Origin of the sequence: Pseudomonas azerbaijanorientalis, assembly GCF_019139795.1 — a bacterium.
GTDB lineage: Bacteria > Pseudomonadota > Gammaproteobacteria > Pseudomonadales > Pseudomonadaceae > Aquipseudomonas > Aquipseudomonas laurylsulfatiphila.
Genome location: NZ_CP077078.1, coordinates 3271183 through 3290502, shown reverse-complemented (window position 1 = coordinate 3290502; position 19320 = coordinate 3271183). Strand labels below are relative to the sequence as shown.

Annotated in this window: 16 protein-coding genes and 1 pseudogene; 7 read left to right on the top strand and 10 right to left on the bottom strand. The window is 55.1% G+C overall.

What is annotated here, in order from left to right:
* On the top strand, positions 1-981 hold the full coding sequence (locus tag KSS91_RS14605; RefSeq protein ID WP_217835169.1) for a transketolase family protein: 981 nt from the start codon (positions 1-3) through the stop codon (positions 979-981).
* Between the two features lie 292 nt (positions 982-1273).
* Here the strand turns inward: KSS91_RS14605 and KSS91_RS14600 are convergent, their stop codons facing one another.
* A complete protein-coding gene (locus KSS91_RS14600; protein ID WP_217835168.1) occupies positions 1274-2179 on the bottom strand; it encodes an NAD-dependent epimerase/dehydratase family protein in 906 nt (301 codons plus the stop codon).
* Positions 2180-2327: 148 nt separating this feature from the next.
* On the opposite strand from KSS91_RS14600, the gene KSS91_RS14595 reads away from it, so the two are divergent.
* Positions 2328-3248, top strand: a complete 921-nt coding sequence (locus tag KSS91_RS14595) for a LysR family transcriptional regulator (RefSeq protein ID WP_116582741.1) — start codon at positions 2328-2330, stop codon at positions 3246-3248.
* A 120-nt stretch (positions 3249-3368) separates the two neighbouring features.
* A complete protein-coding gene (locus KSS91_RS14590; protein WP_217835167.1) occupies positions 3369-4151 on the top strand; it encodes an SDR family NAD(P)-dependent oxidoreductase in 783 nt (260 codons plus the stop codon).
* Positions 4152-4214: 63 nt separating this feature from the next.
* Here KSS91_RS14590 and KSS91_RS14585 read toward each other — a convergent pair whose 3' ends face one another.
* From KSS91_RS14585 to KSS91_RS14560, 6 genes are all read right to left on the bottom strand, one after another.
* The gene (locus KSS91_RS14585; protein WP_217835166.1) at positions 4215-5384 is read right to left on the bottom strand and encodes a M20 aminoacylase family protein; all 1170 of its coding nucleotides are present in this window, start codon (positions 5382-5384) and stop codon (positions 4215-4217) included.
* A gap of 25 nt (positions 5385-5409) precedes the next feature.
* Positions 5410-6642 (bottom strand): diaminopropionate ammonia-lyase, encoded by a 1233-nt coding sequence (locus KSS91_RS14580; protein WP_217838416.1) that lies wholly within the window; start codon positions 6640-6642, stop codon positions 5410-5412.
* 90 nt (positions 6643-6732) lie between these two features.
* Positions 6733-7509 (bottom strand): amino acid ABC transporter ATP-binding protein, encoded by a 777-nt coding sequence (locus KSS91_RS14575; protein WP_217835165.1) that lies wholly within the window; start codon positions 7507-7509, stop codon positions 6733-6735.
* Entirely contained in the window at positions 7502-8167 is a 666-nt protein-coding gene (locus KSS91_RS14570) for an amino acid ABC transporter permease (RefSeq protein ID WP_217835164.1), read from the bottom strand. Before KSS91_RS14570 ends, KSS91_RS14575 begins: the two co-directional genes overlap by 8 nt.
* Before the next feature lie 8 nt (positions 8168-8175).
* A complete protein-coding gene (locus KSS91_RS14565) occupies positions 8176-8817 on the bottom strand; it encodes an amino acid ABC transporter permease (protein ID WP_007979518.1) in 642 nt (213 codons plus the stop codon).
* 117 nt (positions 8818-8934) lie between these two features.
* Positions 8935-9918, bottom strand: coding sequence for a transporter substrate-binding domain-containing protein (locus tag KSS91_RS14560; protein WP_225923684.1), 984 nt, complete (start codon positions 9916-9918; stop codon positions 8935-8937).
* A gap of 260 nt (positions 9919-10178) precedes the next feature.
* Here KSS91_RS14560 and KSS91_RS14555 point away from each other — a divergent pair, with 260 nt between their 5' ends.
* Positions 10179-10643: an Lrp/AsnC family transcriptional regulator gene (locus tag KSS91_RS14555; RefSeq protein WP_007979515.1), complete on the top strand. Its 465-nt coding sequence runs from the start codon at positions 10179-10181 to the stop codon at positions 10641-10643.
* A gap of 90 nt (positions 10644-10733) precedes the next feature.
* Here KSS91_RS14555 and KSS91_RS14550 read toward each other — a convergent pair.
* From KSS91_RS14550 to KSS91_RS14540, 3 genes and pseudogenes are all read right to left on the bottom strand, one after another.
* Positions 10734-11222 (bottom strand): annotated as a pseudogene (locus tag KSS91_RS14550) (proline racemase family protein); the annotation flags it as partial.
* A gap of 978 nt (positions 11223-12200) precedes the next feature.
* Positions 12201-12470, bottom strand: coding sequence for a hypothetical protein (locus KSS91_RS14545; RefSeq protein WP_217835163.1), 270 nt, complete (start codon positions 12468-12470; stop codon positions 12201-12203).
* The gene (locus KSS91_RS14540) at positions 12460-12792 is read right to left on the bottom strand and encodes a hypothetical protein (protein WP_217835162.1); all 333 of its coding nucleotides are present in this window, start codon (positions 12790-12792) and stop codon (positions 12460-12462) included. Before KSS91_RS14540 ends, KSS91_RS14545 begins: the two co-directional genes overlap by 11 nt.
* A 717-nt stretch (positions 12793-13509) precedes the next feature.
* On the opposite strand from KSS91_RS14540, the gene KSS91_RS14535 reads away from it, so the two are divergent.
* The 3 genes from KSS91_RS14535 to KSS91_RS14525 are packed head-to-tail and all read left to right on the top strand — an operon-like array spanning position 13510 to position 19113.
* Entirely contained in the window at positions 13510-15507 is a 1998-nt protein-coding gene (locus KSS91_RS14535; RefSeq protein ID WP_217835161.1) for an ABC-three component system protein, read from the top strand.
* Position 15508: 1 nt separating this feature from the next.
* On the top strand, positions 15509-16108 hold the full coding sequence (locus tag KSS91_RS14530) for an ABC-three component system middle component 1 (RefSeq protein WP_217835160.1): 600 nt from the start codon (positions 15509-15511) through the stop codon (positions 16106-16108).
* Positions 16105-19113, top strand: coding sequence for an AAA family ATPase (locus tag KSS91_RS14525; protein ID WP_217835159.1), 3009 nt, complete (start codon positions 16105-16107; stop codon positions 19111-19113). Before KSS91_RS14530 ends, KSS91_RS14525 begins: the two co-directional genes overlap by 4 nt.
* Positions 19114-19320 lie beyond the last annotated feature (207 nt).

Genomic DNA, 19320 nt, shown 5'->3' with positions numbered 1-19320 from the left:
ATGAATACCGCACCTCTGTCGAACAACTCCTGGCAGTACCGGGAACTGAACAGCCAGACACCGAGCTTGAATGCCTTGTCGGATGCCCTGATCGAACTGGTCGAACGGGGCGAGCCGATCGTTGCCGGTACCGCGGACCTTCAGTACTCCAACGGCCTCTCTAAATTTGCCGAACTGCATCCAGAGAAATTCGTGCAGTTCGGTATTTCCGAACAGAACATGGTGTCTGCCGCGGCCGGGATGGCCGCAGTAGGCATGAAGCCATTCGTAGCGACCTTTGCGTCCTTCCTGCCATTGCTGTGCTGCGAGCAGATCCGTATGGACGTTGCATATTCAGCCTTGCCGGTGCGCCTGATCGGTCACCATGCCGGGATTTCCCTGGGCTTCTACGGCACCTCGCACCACGCCACCGAGGACCTGGCGATCATGCGTTCGATTGCCGATATCACGGTGGTTGCTCCAGCCGATGGCAATCAGCTCAAGGCGGCGATCCTGGCTTCGGCCAACTACCCGCAACCGATCTACTTCCGCATCCAGCGCGGGCGTGATCCGGTGGTGTATGAAACCGTTCCGGATTTTGTCTTTGGCAAGGCAACCGTGCACCTGACGGGCGATGAACTGACCATCATCGCGACAGGCTCCACGGTTCACCCCGCCCTTGAAGCGGCGCGAGCCTTGAATGCTGCCGGGCGTTCGGTAGGTGTGATCGATATGACCACCATCAAGCCATTGGACCGTGAAGCGGTACTGACGGCTGCGCGCAACAGCCGGTCCATTCTTACCGTTGAAGAACACAACATCATTGGCGGTCTGGGTGGCGCTGTGTGTGAAGTCATCGCGCAAGAAGGCATTGGCGTCAAAGTGCGACGCCATGGGATTTACGACGAGTACAGCCTCATTGCGCCGCCGACTCACCTTTATCGGCATTACCGGCTGGATGCGGCGGGCATCGAAAGCGTGGCGCTGGAGGTGTTGGCTTAAGCCTTGATATCGGGTGGGAGCGAGCCTGCTCGCGAGGGTGTACCAGTCGCCGATGATTCGACGGATACATCGCTTTCGCGAGCAGGTTCGCTCCCACGTGACTGACCGGCAGTAACGCCATAACGAATTTCCCCTTTAGGCTTAATGGGCCTGGCGTGCAACGAGGGTCTTCATTGACGATCACCCTGGTTGCACGTTTTTTTATGGGTGTGATTTGCCTGGAAACAGCATTCGCCAGCCCATAAAAAAGCTCACCGAAGTGAGCTTTCAGAATCTCGACAGTCAGCGGTTATTACCATTGAACTCCGCTGTTTTCGATCCACTGCAAAATCGATTCGCGCTTTGGCTTCCAGCCAAGCAGAGTACGCGCATTGACTGCCCGCACGCGGCTGTTGGAGCCGATGGCAAAACGCGCCCAATCTCCAAGTTTGGCGATGGCATCATCAGCCGGCCAGCTTTGAATCTCGCCGCCAAAGCCAAGTGATTTGCTGATCGACGTAGCGATTTCGAGGAACGATGCTTCGCCGTTTTCGGCGAAGAACAACGAGGCCGATGGAGCCTTTTCGATTGCAAGGCGATAAAGCTCTGCCAGATCTTCAATGTGCACATTGGACCAGCGATGTACTCCGGCACCCATGTAGGCCCCGGCGCCATATTTGCGCGATTGCGCGAACAGCTTGGGCAGTTGATCGCTTTTTGCCGGCAATCCCAATGATTCACCGTAAATCATGGTCGGGCAAAACACGATGCTGCGGATACCTTGTTCGACACCTGCGCGCCGCACGGTCTGGTTGATGTGAACCCGATCCTTGCGGATGTCCATGGGGGTGAATGGCGTCTCGTCGGTGAAGATCTCGGCACGCTCATAAGCCCCGCGAGCATCGTCTCCTACAACACTTGAACCAGAGGTGTGCAGCAGCACTTTTCCGCTACCGCTCAGAGCGCTGATAAAGGTTTGAACCGAGGCCAGATGATCCGAATTGGCCGCATTCACGACCGCGTCTGCAGCACGCGCCTGTTCGCTGAGAATGAACGCGTCATCCAGGGTGCCGAGCACAGGGGTGATGCCCAGCGCCAGCAGCGCACTGCGCTGTTCCGGATTACGCAGCAGGCCACTGACTTCATGACCCGCATCTACCAGGTATTTGGCAATCGAACCGCCGATGTAACCGGTCACACCGGTAACGAAAATTTTCAATGTTCTGTCTCCTTCGCATCTTGAGTTTGCCCGGCCTCTACTTGAAACAAAGGCGCGGTCATTCCTGGTTAAGGAATCTCTTCACGATACGATGGGGTCCGTTTGTGAGCTAGACTGCTCTAACTACAAGTATCTGTGAATACAGTTCATGCTAAATCTCAAAGACATCAACCGCTCTGGCGAAATGGAAGTGTTCACCCGAGTCGTCAACGCAGGCACCTTTTCCGAGGCTGCCCGGCTTCTGCACATGTCGCCCTCGGCGGTGAGCAAGTTGATCGCCCGATTGGAAACGCGGCTGGGTGCGCGTTTACTTCATCGCTCCACCCGGCGCCTCGAGCTCACGGCCGAAGGCGAGCGATTCAACAATGAGTGCCTGCGGATACTTGAGCTGATTGACTCCGCCGAGCGCGATATTGCCAATGTGGCCAAACCTAGCGGGTTGATTCAGGTCAATGCCAACCTTCCTTTTGGCCTGCATTGCTTGTTACCGCAATTGCCTGATTTTCTGGCGGCTTACCCGGACATCACCCTGAACGTAGAGTTGACCGATACCGTTGTGGATCTACTGGAACGACGCGCGGATGTCGCGATACGTACCGGACCGATGAAGGAGTCGAGCCTGGTTCAGCGTCGACTGGGTGAAAGCCGAATGATCACGGTGGCGTCACCGGCGTACATCGCACGATACGGTCAGCCGAAAACCCTGGATGACCTGCAGCGACATAATCGGCTGAGCTTTGGTTTTCATCGTCATTCGCAGGCCTGGGTTTATCGCGACGCCGAAGGCCAGCGCATCGAGATTGAACCCAAAGGCAATGCCTTGCTCAGTGATGGCGAGAGCATGCGCCAGTCTGCGCTGGCGGGATTGGGTATCGCTCGACTCGCGAGCTTCCATATTAATGCCGATATCGAGTCGGGGCGTTTGATACCCCTGCTGGAGCCATTCAACAGCGGTGAAACCGAGGCGATTCACGCGGTGTTTATCGGCCCGGGACAGCAGCTACCCCATCGCGTCAGGGTTTTTATTGATTTTCTGTTGGAAAGGATTGGCCCGCATCTCAGACCTTGATAACGGCAGGTCAAGCAGCCATTTTCAGAGTTTTGTTAAAGCAGTCTTCTGCAACCCTTGAAAGACTTCAGCCCGAGCCTGGGGCAAGATTTGCGCATAACAACAAACAAGGCAGCATTCATGGATTATCAACTGACTGGCAAAACCGCACTCATCACAGGCGGGGCGACAGGCATTGGCAAGGCCATCGCCCAACGCTTCATTCTCGAAGGTGCAAAGGTTGTCATTAGCGGGCTATTGGCGGACGAAGTGAATGCGGCGGTTGAAGAACTGGGCGACTCCAGCAGGGGCCTGGTTGCCGATCTGACGCAGGACGGGGCGGCGGAGCACCTGGTCAACATGGCCCTGGAGTCCGGCCCGGTCGACTTCCTGATCAATAATGTCGGGATATTCGAGGTCAGGGATTTTTTCGAAACAGACGATGCCCAGTGGTTTCATTACTTCAACGTCAATGTCATGAGCGGTGTGCGCATGACGCGCCTTGTCATGAAGGACATGCTCAATCGCGGGCATGGGTCGATTGTCTTTATCAGCAGTGAGTCCGCCGTCAAGCCACAGCCGTGGATGGTTCACTATGGCGCGATGAAAACCTGTCTGCTGGGTATCTCCAGGGCTTTGGCGGAGTTGACCAAGGGCACTGCGGTGCGCGTCAACTCGATACTCCCCGGTCCTACCTACACCGAGGCGGTCAAGCGCTATCACCGGGAAATCGCGGAAGAGAAGGGCATCTCGGCGCAACAGGTGGTACACGATTATTTTGACGAGACCGAACCGACATCCCTGATCAGACGCATGATCGAGCCCGAAGAGGTGGCCTGCAGCGTCCTGCACCTGGCAGCATCGCCGGCGCTCAACGGCATGGCCATGCGCATTGAAGGTGGAACCATACGCTCGATACTTTAAAGCGGTACCCCCTTTCACGCCCTTGCGAGAGGACAGCACGTCACAGTGCTGTCCTCTTCTTGCCTATCCCGCAGACAGGGCAGTGCGGGCCACCTCAGCGAAATAATGCGCACCGGTGGTCAGTACATTGTCGTTGAAATCGTATTTGGCGTTGTGAAGTGGAACACCACCTTCATCTGCTTTTTCGCCGTTGCCGATGAACACAAAATTTCCGGGGACGACTTGAAGGAATGCACCGAAATCCTCCGAGATCATCATCGGCTGGATTTCAGCATTCACCTTGTCTGCGCCAACGATTTTTGTCGCGGCAGCAACAGCGATGGGGGTGCACTGTGCCCAGTTCACCGTCGGTGCGAACTCATGGGAGTATTCGAATTCGCAGGAAGCGCCGTGGAGCCTGCAAATACCTTCTGCAACTTCTCGCATCCGCGTTTCCAGCATGGACTGGACGTCGGGCGCATAGCTGCGAGTGTCCCCCTTGATCACAACATGGGTTGGAATCGCATTGCGGATTCCATCAGTGATGAACTCTGTGCACGAAATCACCGCCGGAACGCTCGGGTCGAGGTTTCGGGAAATGATGGTCTGCAATGCCAACACCACTTCAGCCGCGATGACGATTGGGTCAACCCCCATGTGAGGTCGTGCCGCATGGGTCCCCTGGCCTTTGATTCGAATAACGAAGTTATCTTCACTGGCCATGATCCCCCCCGAGCGAGTCGCGATCGATCCAGCGGGGAGCCCGGGCATGTTATGAGCACCGTAGATCGCATCAACAGGAAAGCGCTCAAACAGACCGTCGGCGATCATCGCTTTTGCACCACAGCCGTGTTCTTCGGCGGGCTGGAAAATAAAACGCACGGTGCCATTGAAATCGCGACTTTCGGTCAATAGCCGCGCGGCTCCGAGGATCATCGTCATGTGGCCGTCGTGACCGCAGGCATGCATCTTCCCGGCGGATACGGAGGCGTGATCGCGTCCAGGCGCATCTTCAAGGATATGCAGCGCATCCATATCGGCACGCAAGCCTACGACCGCCGGACTATCACCGATCTTCAGACTCGCGACCAACCCCGTGCCACCCATGCCTCGGTGAACTTCGAGGCCCATAGAGGTGAGCGCATCGGCAACGTAGTTTGAGGTCTGCAGCTCTTCGAAGCCGACCTCGGGGTGTTGGTGCAAGTGATGACGCCAGCTCACAAGCTGTGCGTGGAATTCGTCTTGGTTGATCACTGGAGGTGCTCCTTTTCTGTTCGAATCACAGATGTTTTCGTTTCTGCCATTGACGCTGGCGGTCGATCACTGCTTCGTCGGATTCACCCACCAAGCTTTCGTACACTGTCGGTGCAGTAGCGCCTTCGGTACTGATGATCAGGATGCGAGAGTCACTGTTGAGGCCGATTTTTTTGGCGGCTTCTGAATCGCGCACCAGTATTTGAACAGCCGCCAGACCGGCCACCCCCGACTCACCGGCAACGATGGGAATATCGTTTGCGCTCCCTTGAGCGAGCTTGCGCATCGCGGTTACAGCTTCGTGGTCAGCGATGGTCAAAAAGAAATCGATGCTCGGCTCCAGGAATCGCCAGGCGAGGGGAGAGGTTTCACCACAGGCCAAACCCGCCATGACGGAATCTACCGAGCCTGTCGCTTTGGCAGGACGACCCTGAATCGCGCTTTGATAAAGGCAATCAGCTTGCCGGGGTTCGACCATCACGAATGCAGGTCGTTGGTCTTGATAAATTTCCCAGAGATAGCTGCTGATCCCGGCGGCCATTCCGCCAACGCCCCCCTGCAGGAAGACATGGGTAAAGGGGCAGGGCGCTGTGGTATCCCCCGTGGTTTGCTCTATCAGTTCGGCGGCGATGGTGCCGTAACCCTGCATCACATCACGAGGGACAATCTCGTAACCCTCGTATGACGTATCGGAGACGACGGGCCATCCATTCTGTTCAGCAACCTTGGCCGTATGCTCGACAGACTCATCGTAGTTGCCTTCAATGCGGATAATGCGAGCACCGTACGCCGCAATGGCAGCCTCGCGCTCGGCACTCACATTGGCGTGCAAGACGATGACGCATTTGCAGCCGACGCTTTGAGCGGCCGCAGCCAGGGCCCGGCCATGATTTCCGTCGGTGGCACTGATAACGGTGAAGTCACGAAGGCGTTCCCGATACCTGCCGGTAATAAGCCCTTTGGGGTCGAAGGACTCCTGGGGCATGAGACGCAGAATCAGCCTGATCAGCGCGATGGGGGCACCGAGTGCCTTGAAGCTGGCCAAGGGTGAGCGTGTCGACTCATCTTTGACCCAAAACCGGGCGACACCAAGCTCTGCGGCAATGCCGGGAAGCTCCCACAGTGGCGTTGCGTCCTGGCTCAGATGCTCCCAGCTCGATAGCCAGTCTCGTGATTCATGTGCTGAGCCGACGCTCATGACTTCCTTGAGGTCGGCAGGATAAGGGCAACGAGAGGCGCGAGGATTTACGAATAACATACCGGTTCCTTGTAAATCATTGAGAAGTGGCGTGTGGATAGGCGCGGATGGCGTTGCTTTGGGTGCAATGTCAGCGAGTGGCATGGTCAGTCATGCACTAGTCGTTCTGTAGCGCCCTAAAAACTGACGTACACGTTCACTGTCTGAATTCGTGAAGAATTTTTCCGGTGTAGCCCGTTCAATGATCTGTCCTTTTTCAATGAAGACCACTTCATTTGATACGGCGCGAGCGAACTCCATTTCATGAGTGACGATGACCATGGTGAAACCGTCCTCGGCCAGCGAGCGCATCACCGCAAGGACTTCACCGACAAGCTCCGGATCGAGAGCAGAGGTCGGCTCATCGAACAAAATGACTTCAGGGTTCATCGCCAGGGCTCTGGCAATAGCCACGCGTTGTCGTTGTCCACCCGACAAAGACCAGGGGTAGGCATCGTGCTTATGGGACAGTCCTACCTTTTCCAGCAGCGCTACGGCGTGATCGTTGGCATCCTTTCGGCTAACGCCAATGACATGAACAGGGGCCTCGGTAACATTCTGGAGCACCGTGAGATGCGGCCAAAGATTGAAGCTTTGGAACACCATGGCGGTTCGAGCGCGCATGGCTGAAAGTTCGCGGTTTGACATGGGTTTAACCCCACCGCTCTTGACACCCATGCGATCCCCGCCGATGTAAATCTCACCGCCGTCAGGAACCTCCAGCCAGTTGATGCAGCGCAGCATCGTGGATTTACCTGAGCCAGATGAGCCTAAAACGCTGACGGTTTGTCCTCGTTCAACATTGAGATTGATCCCGCGAAGAACCTCGATACCGGCGAAGTGTTTATGGAGGTCACGTATTTCAACGACTGGAGCTGACTTATTCATTTACCAATCCTCTTTTCTGCGCTCGCCGGCCCAGGCGACGTAATAACGCCTCTACACACAATGTGATGGACCAGTACAGAACAATCACAAATATGAAGGGTGCTAGCGGAACGAAATATTTAGCTTGAACTGCAGATGCCGCGGCCGTTAGATCCATCAGGGTGATGATCGATAAAAAGGCGGTGTCCTTTAGCAGGCAGACTAATTGGTTGCCAAACAGAGGACCTGAACGCATCACCATTTGCGGCAGTAAAATTCTCCAATACATCTTGGAGTTGATGAAACCATGAGCGCATGCAGCTTCTGCCTGGCCAGAGGGTAACGAAGTTCTCGCCGCACGGAGGATCTCGGCGAAATAAGCGCCGTGATAAGTAATCAATGCAATGAACCCGGCCGACCAAACATCCATGCTGATGCCCACGTTAGGAAGGCCGTAATAAAGCAGGTATAAAAAAATCAGGAACGGCAACATACGCATGAGATCCAATCCCCCGCGTACAAACCGTCTGGGAATATTGTCCCGTCCTTCTAACAGGAAGGCGATGAAGCAGGCCAACAGAAATGAAAACACGGCCGATACGCAAAAGAGTATGAGTGTGTTCTGGAGGCCAACCGAGAACACATCCAGGTTGTCCCACAGCATTTTAATTCCGTTCATGGGGTCCCCTACATGGCCAGGCGCTTGGCGCGCGAATCTGCGATCCGCTGGAAGCGAACAAGGCCACCAATGATCAAAATGTAAAGAAGGCCTGCCGCGAGGATGGGCGGAAGCGGATCGTAGGTCACAGCAGCAATCCGGTTGGTGACACGGGTTAAATCCACAATGCCAATCATCGCAATCGCCGGACTGCTTTTGACCAATAGAGACATTTCATTTACAAGCCCGGGAAGACTTGTCGTCAGCATCTGTGGAAGCATGATGCGTCGCAGGGTCAATCCCGTGGTCATGCCTGCTGCTTTTGCTGCCTCCAGTTGTTCACGCGAGAAGCTCGTCAGGGCGCTACGCCAGATCTCGGCGTTAAATGCGGTGGTATTGATAGTCATCGCCGCAATGGCGACAACTCTCGCATCGACTTCCCAACCAACAGAAGGTGCTATTACGAACAGAAATAAAACCAGGGTGACCATCGGTGTAGCCCTGATCAAGCTGACATACACAGCGAGAGCCTGACTAACGACAGGGATTTTTGCTGCTCGCAACATCGCAACAACCAGCCCCAGGATAATGCCAAACACTATAGATACGCCGGAAACCCAAATGGTCGTCCAGCCAGCATAAAGTAGAGTGATCCAGTCACTGCTATCCATTGAGTACGTCCTTCGAGCAAGTCTTTTGGCTCTTTGGTATCTACCGAGTCAAAAAGAATAAGTTGCCGACCTGACCATCGTTGACAATTCTTTTTGCCAACGATGGAGGCGCTCGGATTATTTCGCCGTCAACTGTGTAAATTGTTCACCGGAAGTAATTGGGTCGTGGGGAAGTTTGTCGAAAGATTGTCCGAGCCACTTCTTCTGTAGCTCAGCGAGTTTGCCGGTTTCGCGCAAATGGTTAACAAAACCACTCAGGTAATCGAGTAGTTCCTTGTTCCCCTTGGCCACCGGCCAAGCGATATAACCCATGCTTGAAGTGGCCTCGCCAACGGCAAACACTTTTGGTCGCTCTTTCACCAGCATGTTGGCAGGCACGATCGAGTTGACGACGTAGTCCAGCCGATGATTAGCCAGGTCGGCATACGCCTCCGGGTAAGATTGATACTGCACAATCTTGCCTATCGCTCCGCCGGAGGCTTTCAGTTTTGCATCCAGTTGCGTCAATCGTGCCAGTTGGGCACCACCGGCCTGTACACCCACGGTCATCCCCGAAAGGCTTGAAATATTCTTGATGCGGTCGTCATCTGCCCGCTTGATGTAATACGAGACCTCGGGCGCGACCGGTGCAACGAAATCAAAGGCTCCCAACCGCTCCTCGGTAACGCCAGCACCCGTGATTGCAGCGTCGTATTTACCGGATGTGACACCGGCCAGCAGGCCGGTCCAAGGCATAATGTCCTGGTTTATCTTGAATTGTGCGTACTTGCGCAGCTCCGCGATAACGTCCTTGTGGAAGCCGTCCGACTCACCATCCTTGATAAACTCAAAGGGGTAGTAGCTGTCTTCAGTTGCAACATTGAGTGTGCCGCGACTTTTGATCTCTGCCAGGCTGGCCGCATTTGCCATGCTGGTAATACCAAGGGTCGCGCTGAGGATAATACTTGCCGCGCCAATTGCGAAAAGACTAACCGCTTTGAACATGACACTTCGGTCTGTGCTTTTTTCTTGAACGATATGCATCGTGAAACTCCCATCGGATAGGTGGCGGGGCAGTACCAAACTAAAAGCTGCGATTGCTGTTGGGATAGCTTTGATCATGCTTTCTCCGCTCTTATTGTTTTTTGCAGTTGAAGGCGCAGCCCTTGCCTGACAAGCAGGTGGGATAGAAGGATGCTAATGCGCCGGACGCGCACGATTGCTCGAAAATCGAGTCGTCAAATGCATCATCGTTGCGTTTTCAGTATTTTGTTGCGCGGGTTGGGGGAGAGGGTGCGAGAGCGGAGGGGCTTTACGCAACGAATGAGCGTTCAGTGCGCTTTTCTGCTGTAATGGGTTCGCCCAAGCCAAGGAGACTCAAGATGCAACTTGATGCCTATGACCGAAAAATCCTCAGCTTCCTTCAAGAGAACAATCGGATTTCCCAGCGCGAATTGGCAGAAGGCGTGAACCTGTCTCCCTCTGCGGTCAATAGAAGAATCGCAGCATTGGAATCTGCAGGTGTAATAAAATACAACGTCAGTATCGTGGACCCCGCTGCTGTAGGACGCCCCATTACCGTTATTGTCGAAGTCAAGCTCGAGAATGAGCGACTTGACTTGCTGGATGAGATAAAAAAGCGCTTCGTTAGTTGCCCGCAAGTGCAACAGGTTTATTACGTGACGGGCGACTTTGATTTTTTGTTGGTGTTGAACGTCAAGGATATGACTGAGTATGAGCAACTCACTCGTGAACTTTTCTTTTTTGGGAATATCAAGCAGTTCAAGACATTCGTGGCGATGCAGAACAACAAAAGAACTTTTGCGATACCCATGGATATTGAGTGAAATGCAGTTCCATGCAGGCCGGCAGCGCGGATTTGTCCCGCACCACCGGTTCACCGCCCCTCTGTAGGCGGACCTGCAGCTGATGTCCTGTCACCGACCTTCCACAGGCCAGGTGTCGGAGAGGCGATAGCCAGAGGGGAAGGGGTCTGTCGGATAGAGTGTGTGCTGATGGGTACCGGTAATCCAGGCTTGTCCGGAGATGATGAGACTAATGCCAGGCCGGCCGCCAACCTGCAATTCAGAGTCAATGTGACAGTCGAATTCGGTGCCAAGGATCGACTGACCGATAAAGCGGTCTCCTACCTTAATTTGGCCCTTGGCAAGCAAAACCGCCATTCGCGCGGAACAACCCGTACCGCAAGGGGAGCGATCGACCTTCCCGGGACGGATAGCTACAGCATTGGCTGCTGTCAGCACGCCATTTTTCATCTCGCCCGGGTTGGCGATCTGGCAGAAAGAGATGTGGTTCCATTCGGCATTTTCCGGATGTGCGAAGCCCAATTGCTCGTTGGTCGCCTGGGTGATTTTCATGCCGTAGTCGGCAATTTCCCGAGCCTCGTCGGGGGTGAGCGAGAAGCCAAAATACGCGATTTAACATAATATACATTATGCGCACTCATGGGTATTCCACACAGGGCGTCTCCCAGGTACATTTCAAACCCCAGCCACATCCCTCGACCACATCCCCCCAGGAATGAGTCCGCGGAAGCCATTCCGACCCTAATTTCGGAAGTAAACTCACCTAAGCGGCATTTACCACCTATTACGATCCATTTTACTGGTCGGATTGACCGTCCGTCCTGTAGACCCGTTTCGCGATTCTGTCCACTGATGCCATTGGTACGAAATTGCTTCCTGGTGCGGTTTGCCTGGAACTCGGCAGTCGTTCAAGCGCCCCAGATTGCGATGACGGTCTCAAACGCTCTAGACAGAGCTTTAAGCGCGCAGCGAACCATGAGTCATAGGCAACGAATATCCCCGTTCGCTTTTTGATCAAAACACGTTCTGCGGTTTGCGATCGGATTTCTGACCAAGGGTCTAAATCGTCTAATTAGAAGAAATTCCCACCTCATTGCGTTTGGAAGCGATTTAGGGCCGATGGCATCACTTTATCCCATGAACCACAGCAGCCTCCTGATTACACTACCGCTGGACGACGCACCCATCAGGATACGAATTTGATCAAGCGCACAGCGACAGCTGCTTCATAAAGGATAGCCGTGAAGCCTCAAACCATAACCTAGGTTTAATCTCCGGCTTACCAGCCAGCCTGGCGAAGCGCAGTCTGTCACCTCAGACTGCCAGATACCCGCAAATCCAGACACTTTGCCGATCCGATCATGCTCCAGGCTGGTTGCGATCTACCTCGATCCTGTTCGGTTTGGTAAACGAGAATCGCCGACTGCGAAATCCGGGGCAAATGACCTGCGCGCGTTGCACCCCAATGCAACAAATACAAAACTACCCTTCTTTCTGATGTAACTCCGACCCTAACTCAACTAAATGAATATTTAGTTCAGTTAATTCTGTGTGATTTCGGAAATTGACCGCCTCTCCCTATACAGAGTTACCCTTTCGTTGAAAATAGTCAGGATCTAGTAACACTATGATTTCCCTCGGCGAGGCGCCATGCTGCTTCGCCAAGCTGTCCAGATCAGCCAAGAAACGCACCATACTTGCAACCCTGGGTTCTGATAACTCTGCACACGCGTCTGCGTATTCTTTACCAATTACATTATTGATATCGAACAAGCGCGCCACGCTTTCAACATCAAAAAAGCCCTCTTTCACAAGCCCATTCAGGGCTTTATTGCGCTTAGTCGACATTGACATTCACCCAGCCTCTCACCCGAAAAGGCTTTTCCGAGCTGTGGGAAGCCTCCACGTCCTTGAGACCTAGGATGTAACGAAGCTTCAACACGGTCTCAAGGCTCAGGGCTCGTTGATCCAGATCCCCTCTGACCAGCAGGAGCGCAATGACCTCCTCCGAACTGAGCTTGTATTTCTTCATCAGCTTGGCGAGCTTTTCCGAGAAATCAGAGTCAGGCGTGGTGCTCTCACCTTTCTGAAGGACGCTTATTTCCTGCTCCAGCTCACTTATACGCTGCTGAGCGAGGCGGATCGCTTCAAAGCGGTTCGGGGCATTCATGAACTGTCCTCCACCTGCCGGTCTGTTGCATTTTAGCTGACTAAGTTTGACCGTTTGTCTGATCAAAAAACCGATATTTACCAATAGTGTAAAGGTTCAAGTGCCCCCTGATGGTTCGTGGCGGTACTATGCCTAATACGCATAGGCGTGGCCGATAGCCGGCAGGATGGCATCTCAGGCATTGCTAGGCCTCCCTTCAATATTTAGCATAAATTGACAGAGAGCACCGCTTTGCCCTGCCTAGGTGCTGAACAGATCCGGCAATTTATGTGATAAATGTGCGTGCCACTTTGGGTCGGCTGTCGTAAACCTAGCCATCGGCTAGCACCGCCGTCTCGACCCGGTGGGCTTGATCCTCACGCCTGCGCGCTCCGCTTGCCTGATCATGCCCTGGTGGTGGTAGTGAGAGGATGGAGTCAGGATGACGCCGGCTCTGGTACATCGTCGCCCTGCCCCGGTTTCTAATCCTCTACAAACCTCGACTCAATCCCTGCTACCTGTGCTGGCCATGGACAGTGACCGGCGAAAAGCTGAATAGTTAGAATCTCCGCGCCGCGCAAACTCCGGCTACATCAAGGCTACGCATGGCGTTGAATGAATGCGCGTTGTGTCAGATAGGCAGCCGCGTTACGCACGACCCTAGCTGCCCAAGTGGTAAGATGTGGCGAACTGCCAGCGGAGCTGGCCAACACGATGATGAAGTAAAGGGATGTCAGTATGATCAGACGGTTTCGGCTTGAGCAGAAGTCGCTCTACGAGAAGCTAGTCATTGCTCAGCGCGTGGCGGACATGCTGGAGAAGTTCCTCGACGGACGTATCGCTCCGCTGGAAATTGGTGCCGAGACTGGTGGTATCGAAGAGTGGGACGATGTCGTCGTTATCCATTCACGAGACTCTTTCGAGCATCTTCAAATCAAGCGTCAGACGACGGATTTCTGCACCAAAGACCCTGATCTGCAGGAGTATCTACCCAAGCTGGCAAAGCATCGAGCCGCTCGTAAAAAGAAGTCCGTGAAACCTGCGTCCAGCTCCTCGGACTCCCCTGATCCAGACGATTCCGCTTCGGTAGAACTCGCTGGGATTGACGCAGCCAAGGGTAGCCTTTCCGTCCTCGATTCGGCGTTTGCGAGCTTGGCTAAGCATGCCCGCGCCGGCACATTTGCCCAATTGCCCGAGCGGCGATTCCAGCTGACGCTTGTAGGTGCGAACCTGCAGATCAAGAATGACCTTACCGTTAATCATCTGGACGAGCTGTGCAAGCTGTGTCGCCAGGCGGGACTCAATCCCGACGAGTTGGCTCAGCGCGTGGATGGGCCGACAACGCGGGCTCATCTCTGGCTCACAACGTGGTGTGGCTTCGAAAATTGGACGCAGATCATCGACACCCTGAAGCGTGTCACGGTTGTCTGCGTTGGGAATGACGCGACATTGGAGCAGCGGTCAGTCCAATCCCTGGGCAGGCATTTCACGAATCCAGAACGCACGCTCGAACGGCTAATCTCGGTGATCACCGCAGAGACCTCTGACGTTTCGGCCTTGGGGTGTCATGCGATCATCCGCGAGCTTAGAGATGAGCTTCGCCCTGATATCGAAACATGGGCTCAATACCTCTTAGGGGATGAAATTCAGCCTGCCGGCAAGACATGGTCTTTTTCTGGCACCCATGATCTCGGTGCGCTCGTCCCCCGATCAGCACAGGGCGTGGTAGATCACTTGTGGGCTAGCTCTCCCGGGAACCGGAGGCTCAGGGTATATGCACCATACGCACCTCCCGCCGGAGCAACCCTTACGCTTCCATCAGCAATATTGCGTATGGCGCTGCACCTTCCCCACGGCAGTCAAAGCCTGATGCTGGGCGAACCGATCTGGCGCAGCAGCGTTGGCCATGAAGTTGGGCATACCCTCGGCTGCGCCGAGAGTGACCTCAGAGATCTCCCGTGGATAGAAAACGCTGAGCGGCTTGTCTGCACCTTGGATCATGAGTTCAAGACCCAGGGCGCTGCTCGAGCGGAAGCTGCGGCGCTCGCGAACGCCATGGACGACCTGGTGTGGCAACGACTCATTCAAAGCGTCTCTGCAAAGCTTGCGTCCGTAAAAGACCCGGCCCTTGCTGATGCCATGGAAACGATCTGGCTGGAGTGGTTGGACGGCTTTACCAATAATCCCGCGAGCCGCCGTCAATTTCTGGAACAGCTTCTGTATCCGGAAACGGAGGGAAAAAATGCCACGCATGCGCTTCGCCTCGGCCCTCGCACCGTAGACCTATTGGTCACCGCGGTGGAATTATTGTTGCTGGTTGCGGTGGGGGTTGGTGGCACCGGCACTGCCTGGAAGCACTTTCCGGATTTTGGAGAGGTGTTGAGCATCGCTCTCAGGTACTGGTCTGGCCCCGCAAGTGGAGCGCCCGAAGTCCGTGAGCTATCTGACGATCCGTTGATCAACGTTATCGGCCCGTCCCCTGCCCCGGTCGTGATTCTATCAGGCGTGAGCACTCCTCCCTCAGAGCTGTTGAATATCGGAATGGCTGACGATGCAGAGACGGCCACCAGTATGGCGGCAGAACGTCGACCACATCTGCTCGTGACCCGCTCAGGGGTATTCAATCAATTGCGCTTCGGTACGCTAGCCACGGTGCGGCAACACTTTAGTAAACAATTGCAAGATCGACTGCTCGCCCGCCAGTCAGCCATCGATACGAATACGAAAGGAATCTGAAATGCTAACAATCTCGGAGATGGTTGAAGCCATCTCTAAACGTGCCGAAGGTCGCTTTGACGTTTCCTATGCCGATTCGGTGGAATTGCCACCGCCATTGGCTGAGATCGCTACCGCAGGGATGCAGCTCAAACGGGTCAATCAGGAGTATGCGGGCTGGCGGACGATCTTGATCGCAGCCTTTCCCTACGATGTGGCAAAAATCCAGGGGGCGTTTCGGTGGGCTGCGGATGTCCGTGACATGCTTCCAGAGCCGCAAACTGCTGACCTCTACATGTTCATGCTCATTGAAGGTGTCGCGTCTGAGGATGCTGCTCGTCTCGAGACGGACGACCGTTTCTGCAGAAAGGTAGTCGTCAGAGAGGACGAAGATGCCGGTTCCTTTCTCGACCGTAGCTTCCTTGCGACACTTTCGATTCCTGGTAGCTCAGACAGCATTAGTGATCCATTGTCTGCTTCCCTCAGCGCCCTTGTCCTGGCGCATGCCTGGATTGAGCCGCATCGCGATACATGGCGAGACCTGTTGCTGTCTGGACAGTCGGGTAGTGAGATCGCTGAAGCCCTCAAGGTTTCGGCGTTCGGCGGAGAGGACGAGCAATGAAGCATTTAAAGTCCGTCACGCTCTCGAACATCCGCCGGTTTGGCGCTGAAACTACGATAGAGCTCAGCCGCGGGGCAACCATTCTCCTGGCCCCCAATGGCACCGGGAAGACGGCGATCTTTGAAGCCATCGAGTTCGCACTGACTGGCAAGATCTCTCGCTTGGACGGAAATCTTGTCCCGATTATCCGAGACTCTCAATCCATGGCTCGAGTGAGCCTTGATTTCGGCGATCTGCAAGCCAGCGCGCAAGTTACCAACATCGGAGACGTTGAGACATCGGGCGATCTGAGCCCTCTTTTCCCAGGGACAGCCTCTGAAGACATCCCCTTTCTGCTCAGGCTTACCCACCTGCTTGATCAGCGTGAGGGTGAATGGCTGGTCAAGGCAGATCCCAAAGTCGCTGGTTCCCAGCTGGAGCGGTTGCCAATTGGTAAAGATGGCAGCCAGGTAAGCTCTGCCCTTGGCAGCATCCGCCGCGCGCTCACAGAGCAGCTTAAGCACGCGAAAGCCTCACTTGAATCGCTCGAAGCCGAGTTTGCTGAATGGCAGAGCTTGAGTCTCGACCGAGATCAGGCGGCTGCGCAGACGCAAGGGGCGCTTCGCAGCAGGGAAAGCATTGCCGAATCGATATCGGACATTGCGCACCAGGCGCAAAGCTTCGACCAACTGCCCGCTGGCCTGCTCGTACCGCCACTGGGCCAAGATGGGTTGGAAACGGTGCATGATGCGTTGGAGCAATTGGTGCAAATCAAGCTTGAGCGACTTCGTGAGCAGATCAAGGCATTGGCTGAGGTCGACGGCCTCATAGGCCGGTTTGTATCTGAACAAGCTCGTTCCGAGCAGCTCAGTGCCGAATTCATCTCCGCGACGCAGGAGCTGGATCAAAAGAAAGAAAATCGCTCGTTGGCCGTGGCTACACTTGAGCAGCTTCAACGAGAGTTGGTCGCCGCAGAAACTGAGCGCGATACGATTGCTCAGCAGCTCAACCGGTACGTGAATGAGACCAAGGCGAAAGAGGCGGTCGAACAACGCCGGCAGGTGCTTAAGTCCGCAGACGATGCCCTCACCAACACTGAGTTGGAAGCTTCTACGACGCGCAGAGTGCATGAGGGGCATGAGCAGATCCGTGTCCAACACGACCTGATTAATGGACAGCGCAAGACGCTGCTACAGATTGACGCCGACCTGTTCACAGCTCAGGAACTCCTGGATCGCTGGGAGCTAACCCTTCAGCACGTTGCGGAGGTTACCGGCACCATCAGCGGTGAGGAGGTACATGGGGACATCCTCAACGAACAGCTTCGTGTTGCGATATTAGCCAGGGCCGCCGCCGAAGTAGAAGATCAAGCCGCTAAGAGCCATCACGAAAATCTGACCTCGGCGGCTGACTCGATACGCCAAGCCGTTGCATCCATCGCGGCCCACTTACCAAGCGATCGTGGTGATTGCCCATTATGTGGCGAAGAGCATGGCGCGGTCGCATTACATGAGCGTGTTGCCAAGGCGCTGGCGGCTATTGACCCCAATGTCGTCGAAGCTGAACGGCGTTTGAAAAAGGCCGCTAATATACTGCGTGACTGTACAGAAGCGGTAACGGGCGCCGAAGTAGAATTAAGTGCATGCAAGAACAGGATCACTCAACTGGAGTCACAGCAGGCATCCCTGAAAGCGGATATCGCCGAGATCAGCTCCAACATTCTTCTTGGCGGCGATACTGTGCCCTTGTCGAAAGAGTCCATCCGGCTTCGCGTTGGTGCCAATGCTGCTGCGAAGCTGCAGCTGGACGAGAAACAAAGCAACCTGGCATCGCCAGCAACCTCAGAGGTTTTTGAGCAATCCAGGAACGCATACGACGCAGCTGTTCGTGCAGTAGACACCGCGCGGCAGGCCCGGACGGAAGCCAGCACCAGGCTGGAGCAAGCCACTGCGGCGTTGGCAGCAATCACCGCCGACGCTCCGCCAGCGCAATCCTTGGCAGAGCTGTCCACTGCGCAGAACCAGAATGCCAATCAGCTAGTCGAGCTAGGCGCTAAGGTGACTGCCGAGCAGTCCGCCCAGGATCGTCAGCAGGCTCAGTTGACAGATGCCACGAATACGGCAGCTGATCTGGAGACTCAGCTATCCGAGGCCCAAGCTCGATTGGCTACGATCAGAGCGTCCTGGCGTCAGCTCTCATTCGCCGGCGATCCCACTGTCGAGGTTGCGAGCAGTCATGAGACTCAGCTGCAGTCCACCAGCACAGAGCTTACCAGGCACTCAGAGGCGCTTCAGACCATCAAAATAGAGATCGGCGCTTGGAGCAAAATAGAGCAGGCCCGTCTCGCACAGGGCCTTCTGGATCGGCGGCGCGGCGAGCGGTCGGAAGATGAGTTCTCGACTCACCTTCATCAACAAGTGGAGTCGAAGCGGACGGGGATGCAACGTTTGTCGCAGCTATCTGCAGCGATGGAGTCGCTTAATCAGTTCCTTTCCTCCGAAATCGCTAACGTCCAGAAACACGTTCAGGCGGTTATGCCTCGGTGGCAAGCACTGCTCAAGCGCGTGGTCAGAGAGCAAAGGTTCACCGGGACGAACCTGAGTTTCCGAAGCTCCTATCAAAAGCCACGTGCTGAGGTGTCTGTGCCGCTCCACGGGGGCCTAGCCCCAGTACCCTCGATAGCCAGTGAAGCTCAACTGACGGATCTGCAACTGACGTTCCTGCTATCAATGGCGTTGGAGCATCAGTGGTCTCCGTGGCGCGGACTTCTCCTTGACGACCCCACACAGCATCACGACTTGGTGCACGCGGCGTCCGTCTTTGATGTACTTCGCGACTACATCATCGATCATGGCTTCCAGGTCGTCATCGCCACTCATGACGCCCTTCAAGCCCGTTACTTCATGCGCAAACTGCAGAATGATGGGATCGAAGCTCGCATATGGTCACTTGTTCCCACCCCTGATGGAGTGACCGCGTCGGAGACGCTGTGGCCTGGCAGGAGTCATGTGATGGTGAGCGAGTAGCTATGCCCTGAAGATTACGCCTGGGCTCCCCGGGCGTGATCGCCTCCGGAACTCAAACCTATCCATCACTAGGCCATGGATGATGTATGTCCTGAGGAGCTAACGGCCCGCTGTCGTACTGCTTGCACAACCCACAGAGGGTGGAAACCTTACTCAGGCCCGGTAGGTGCCCAGGACGGCTTCCAAGCCGATCAGGGGGATCATGTT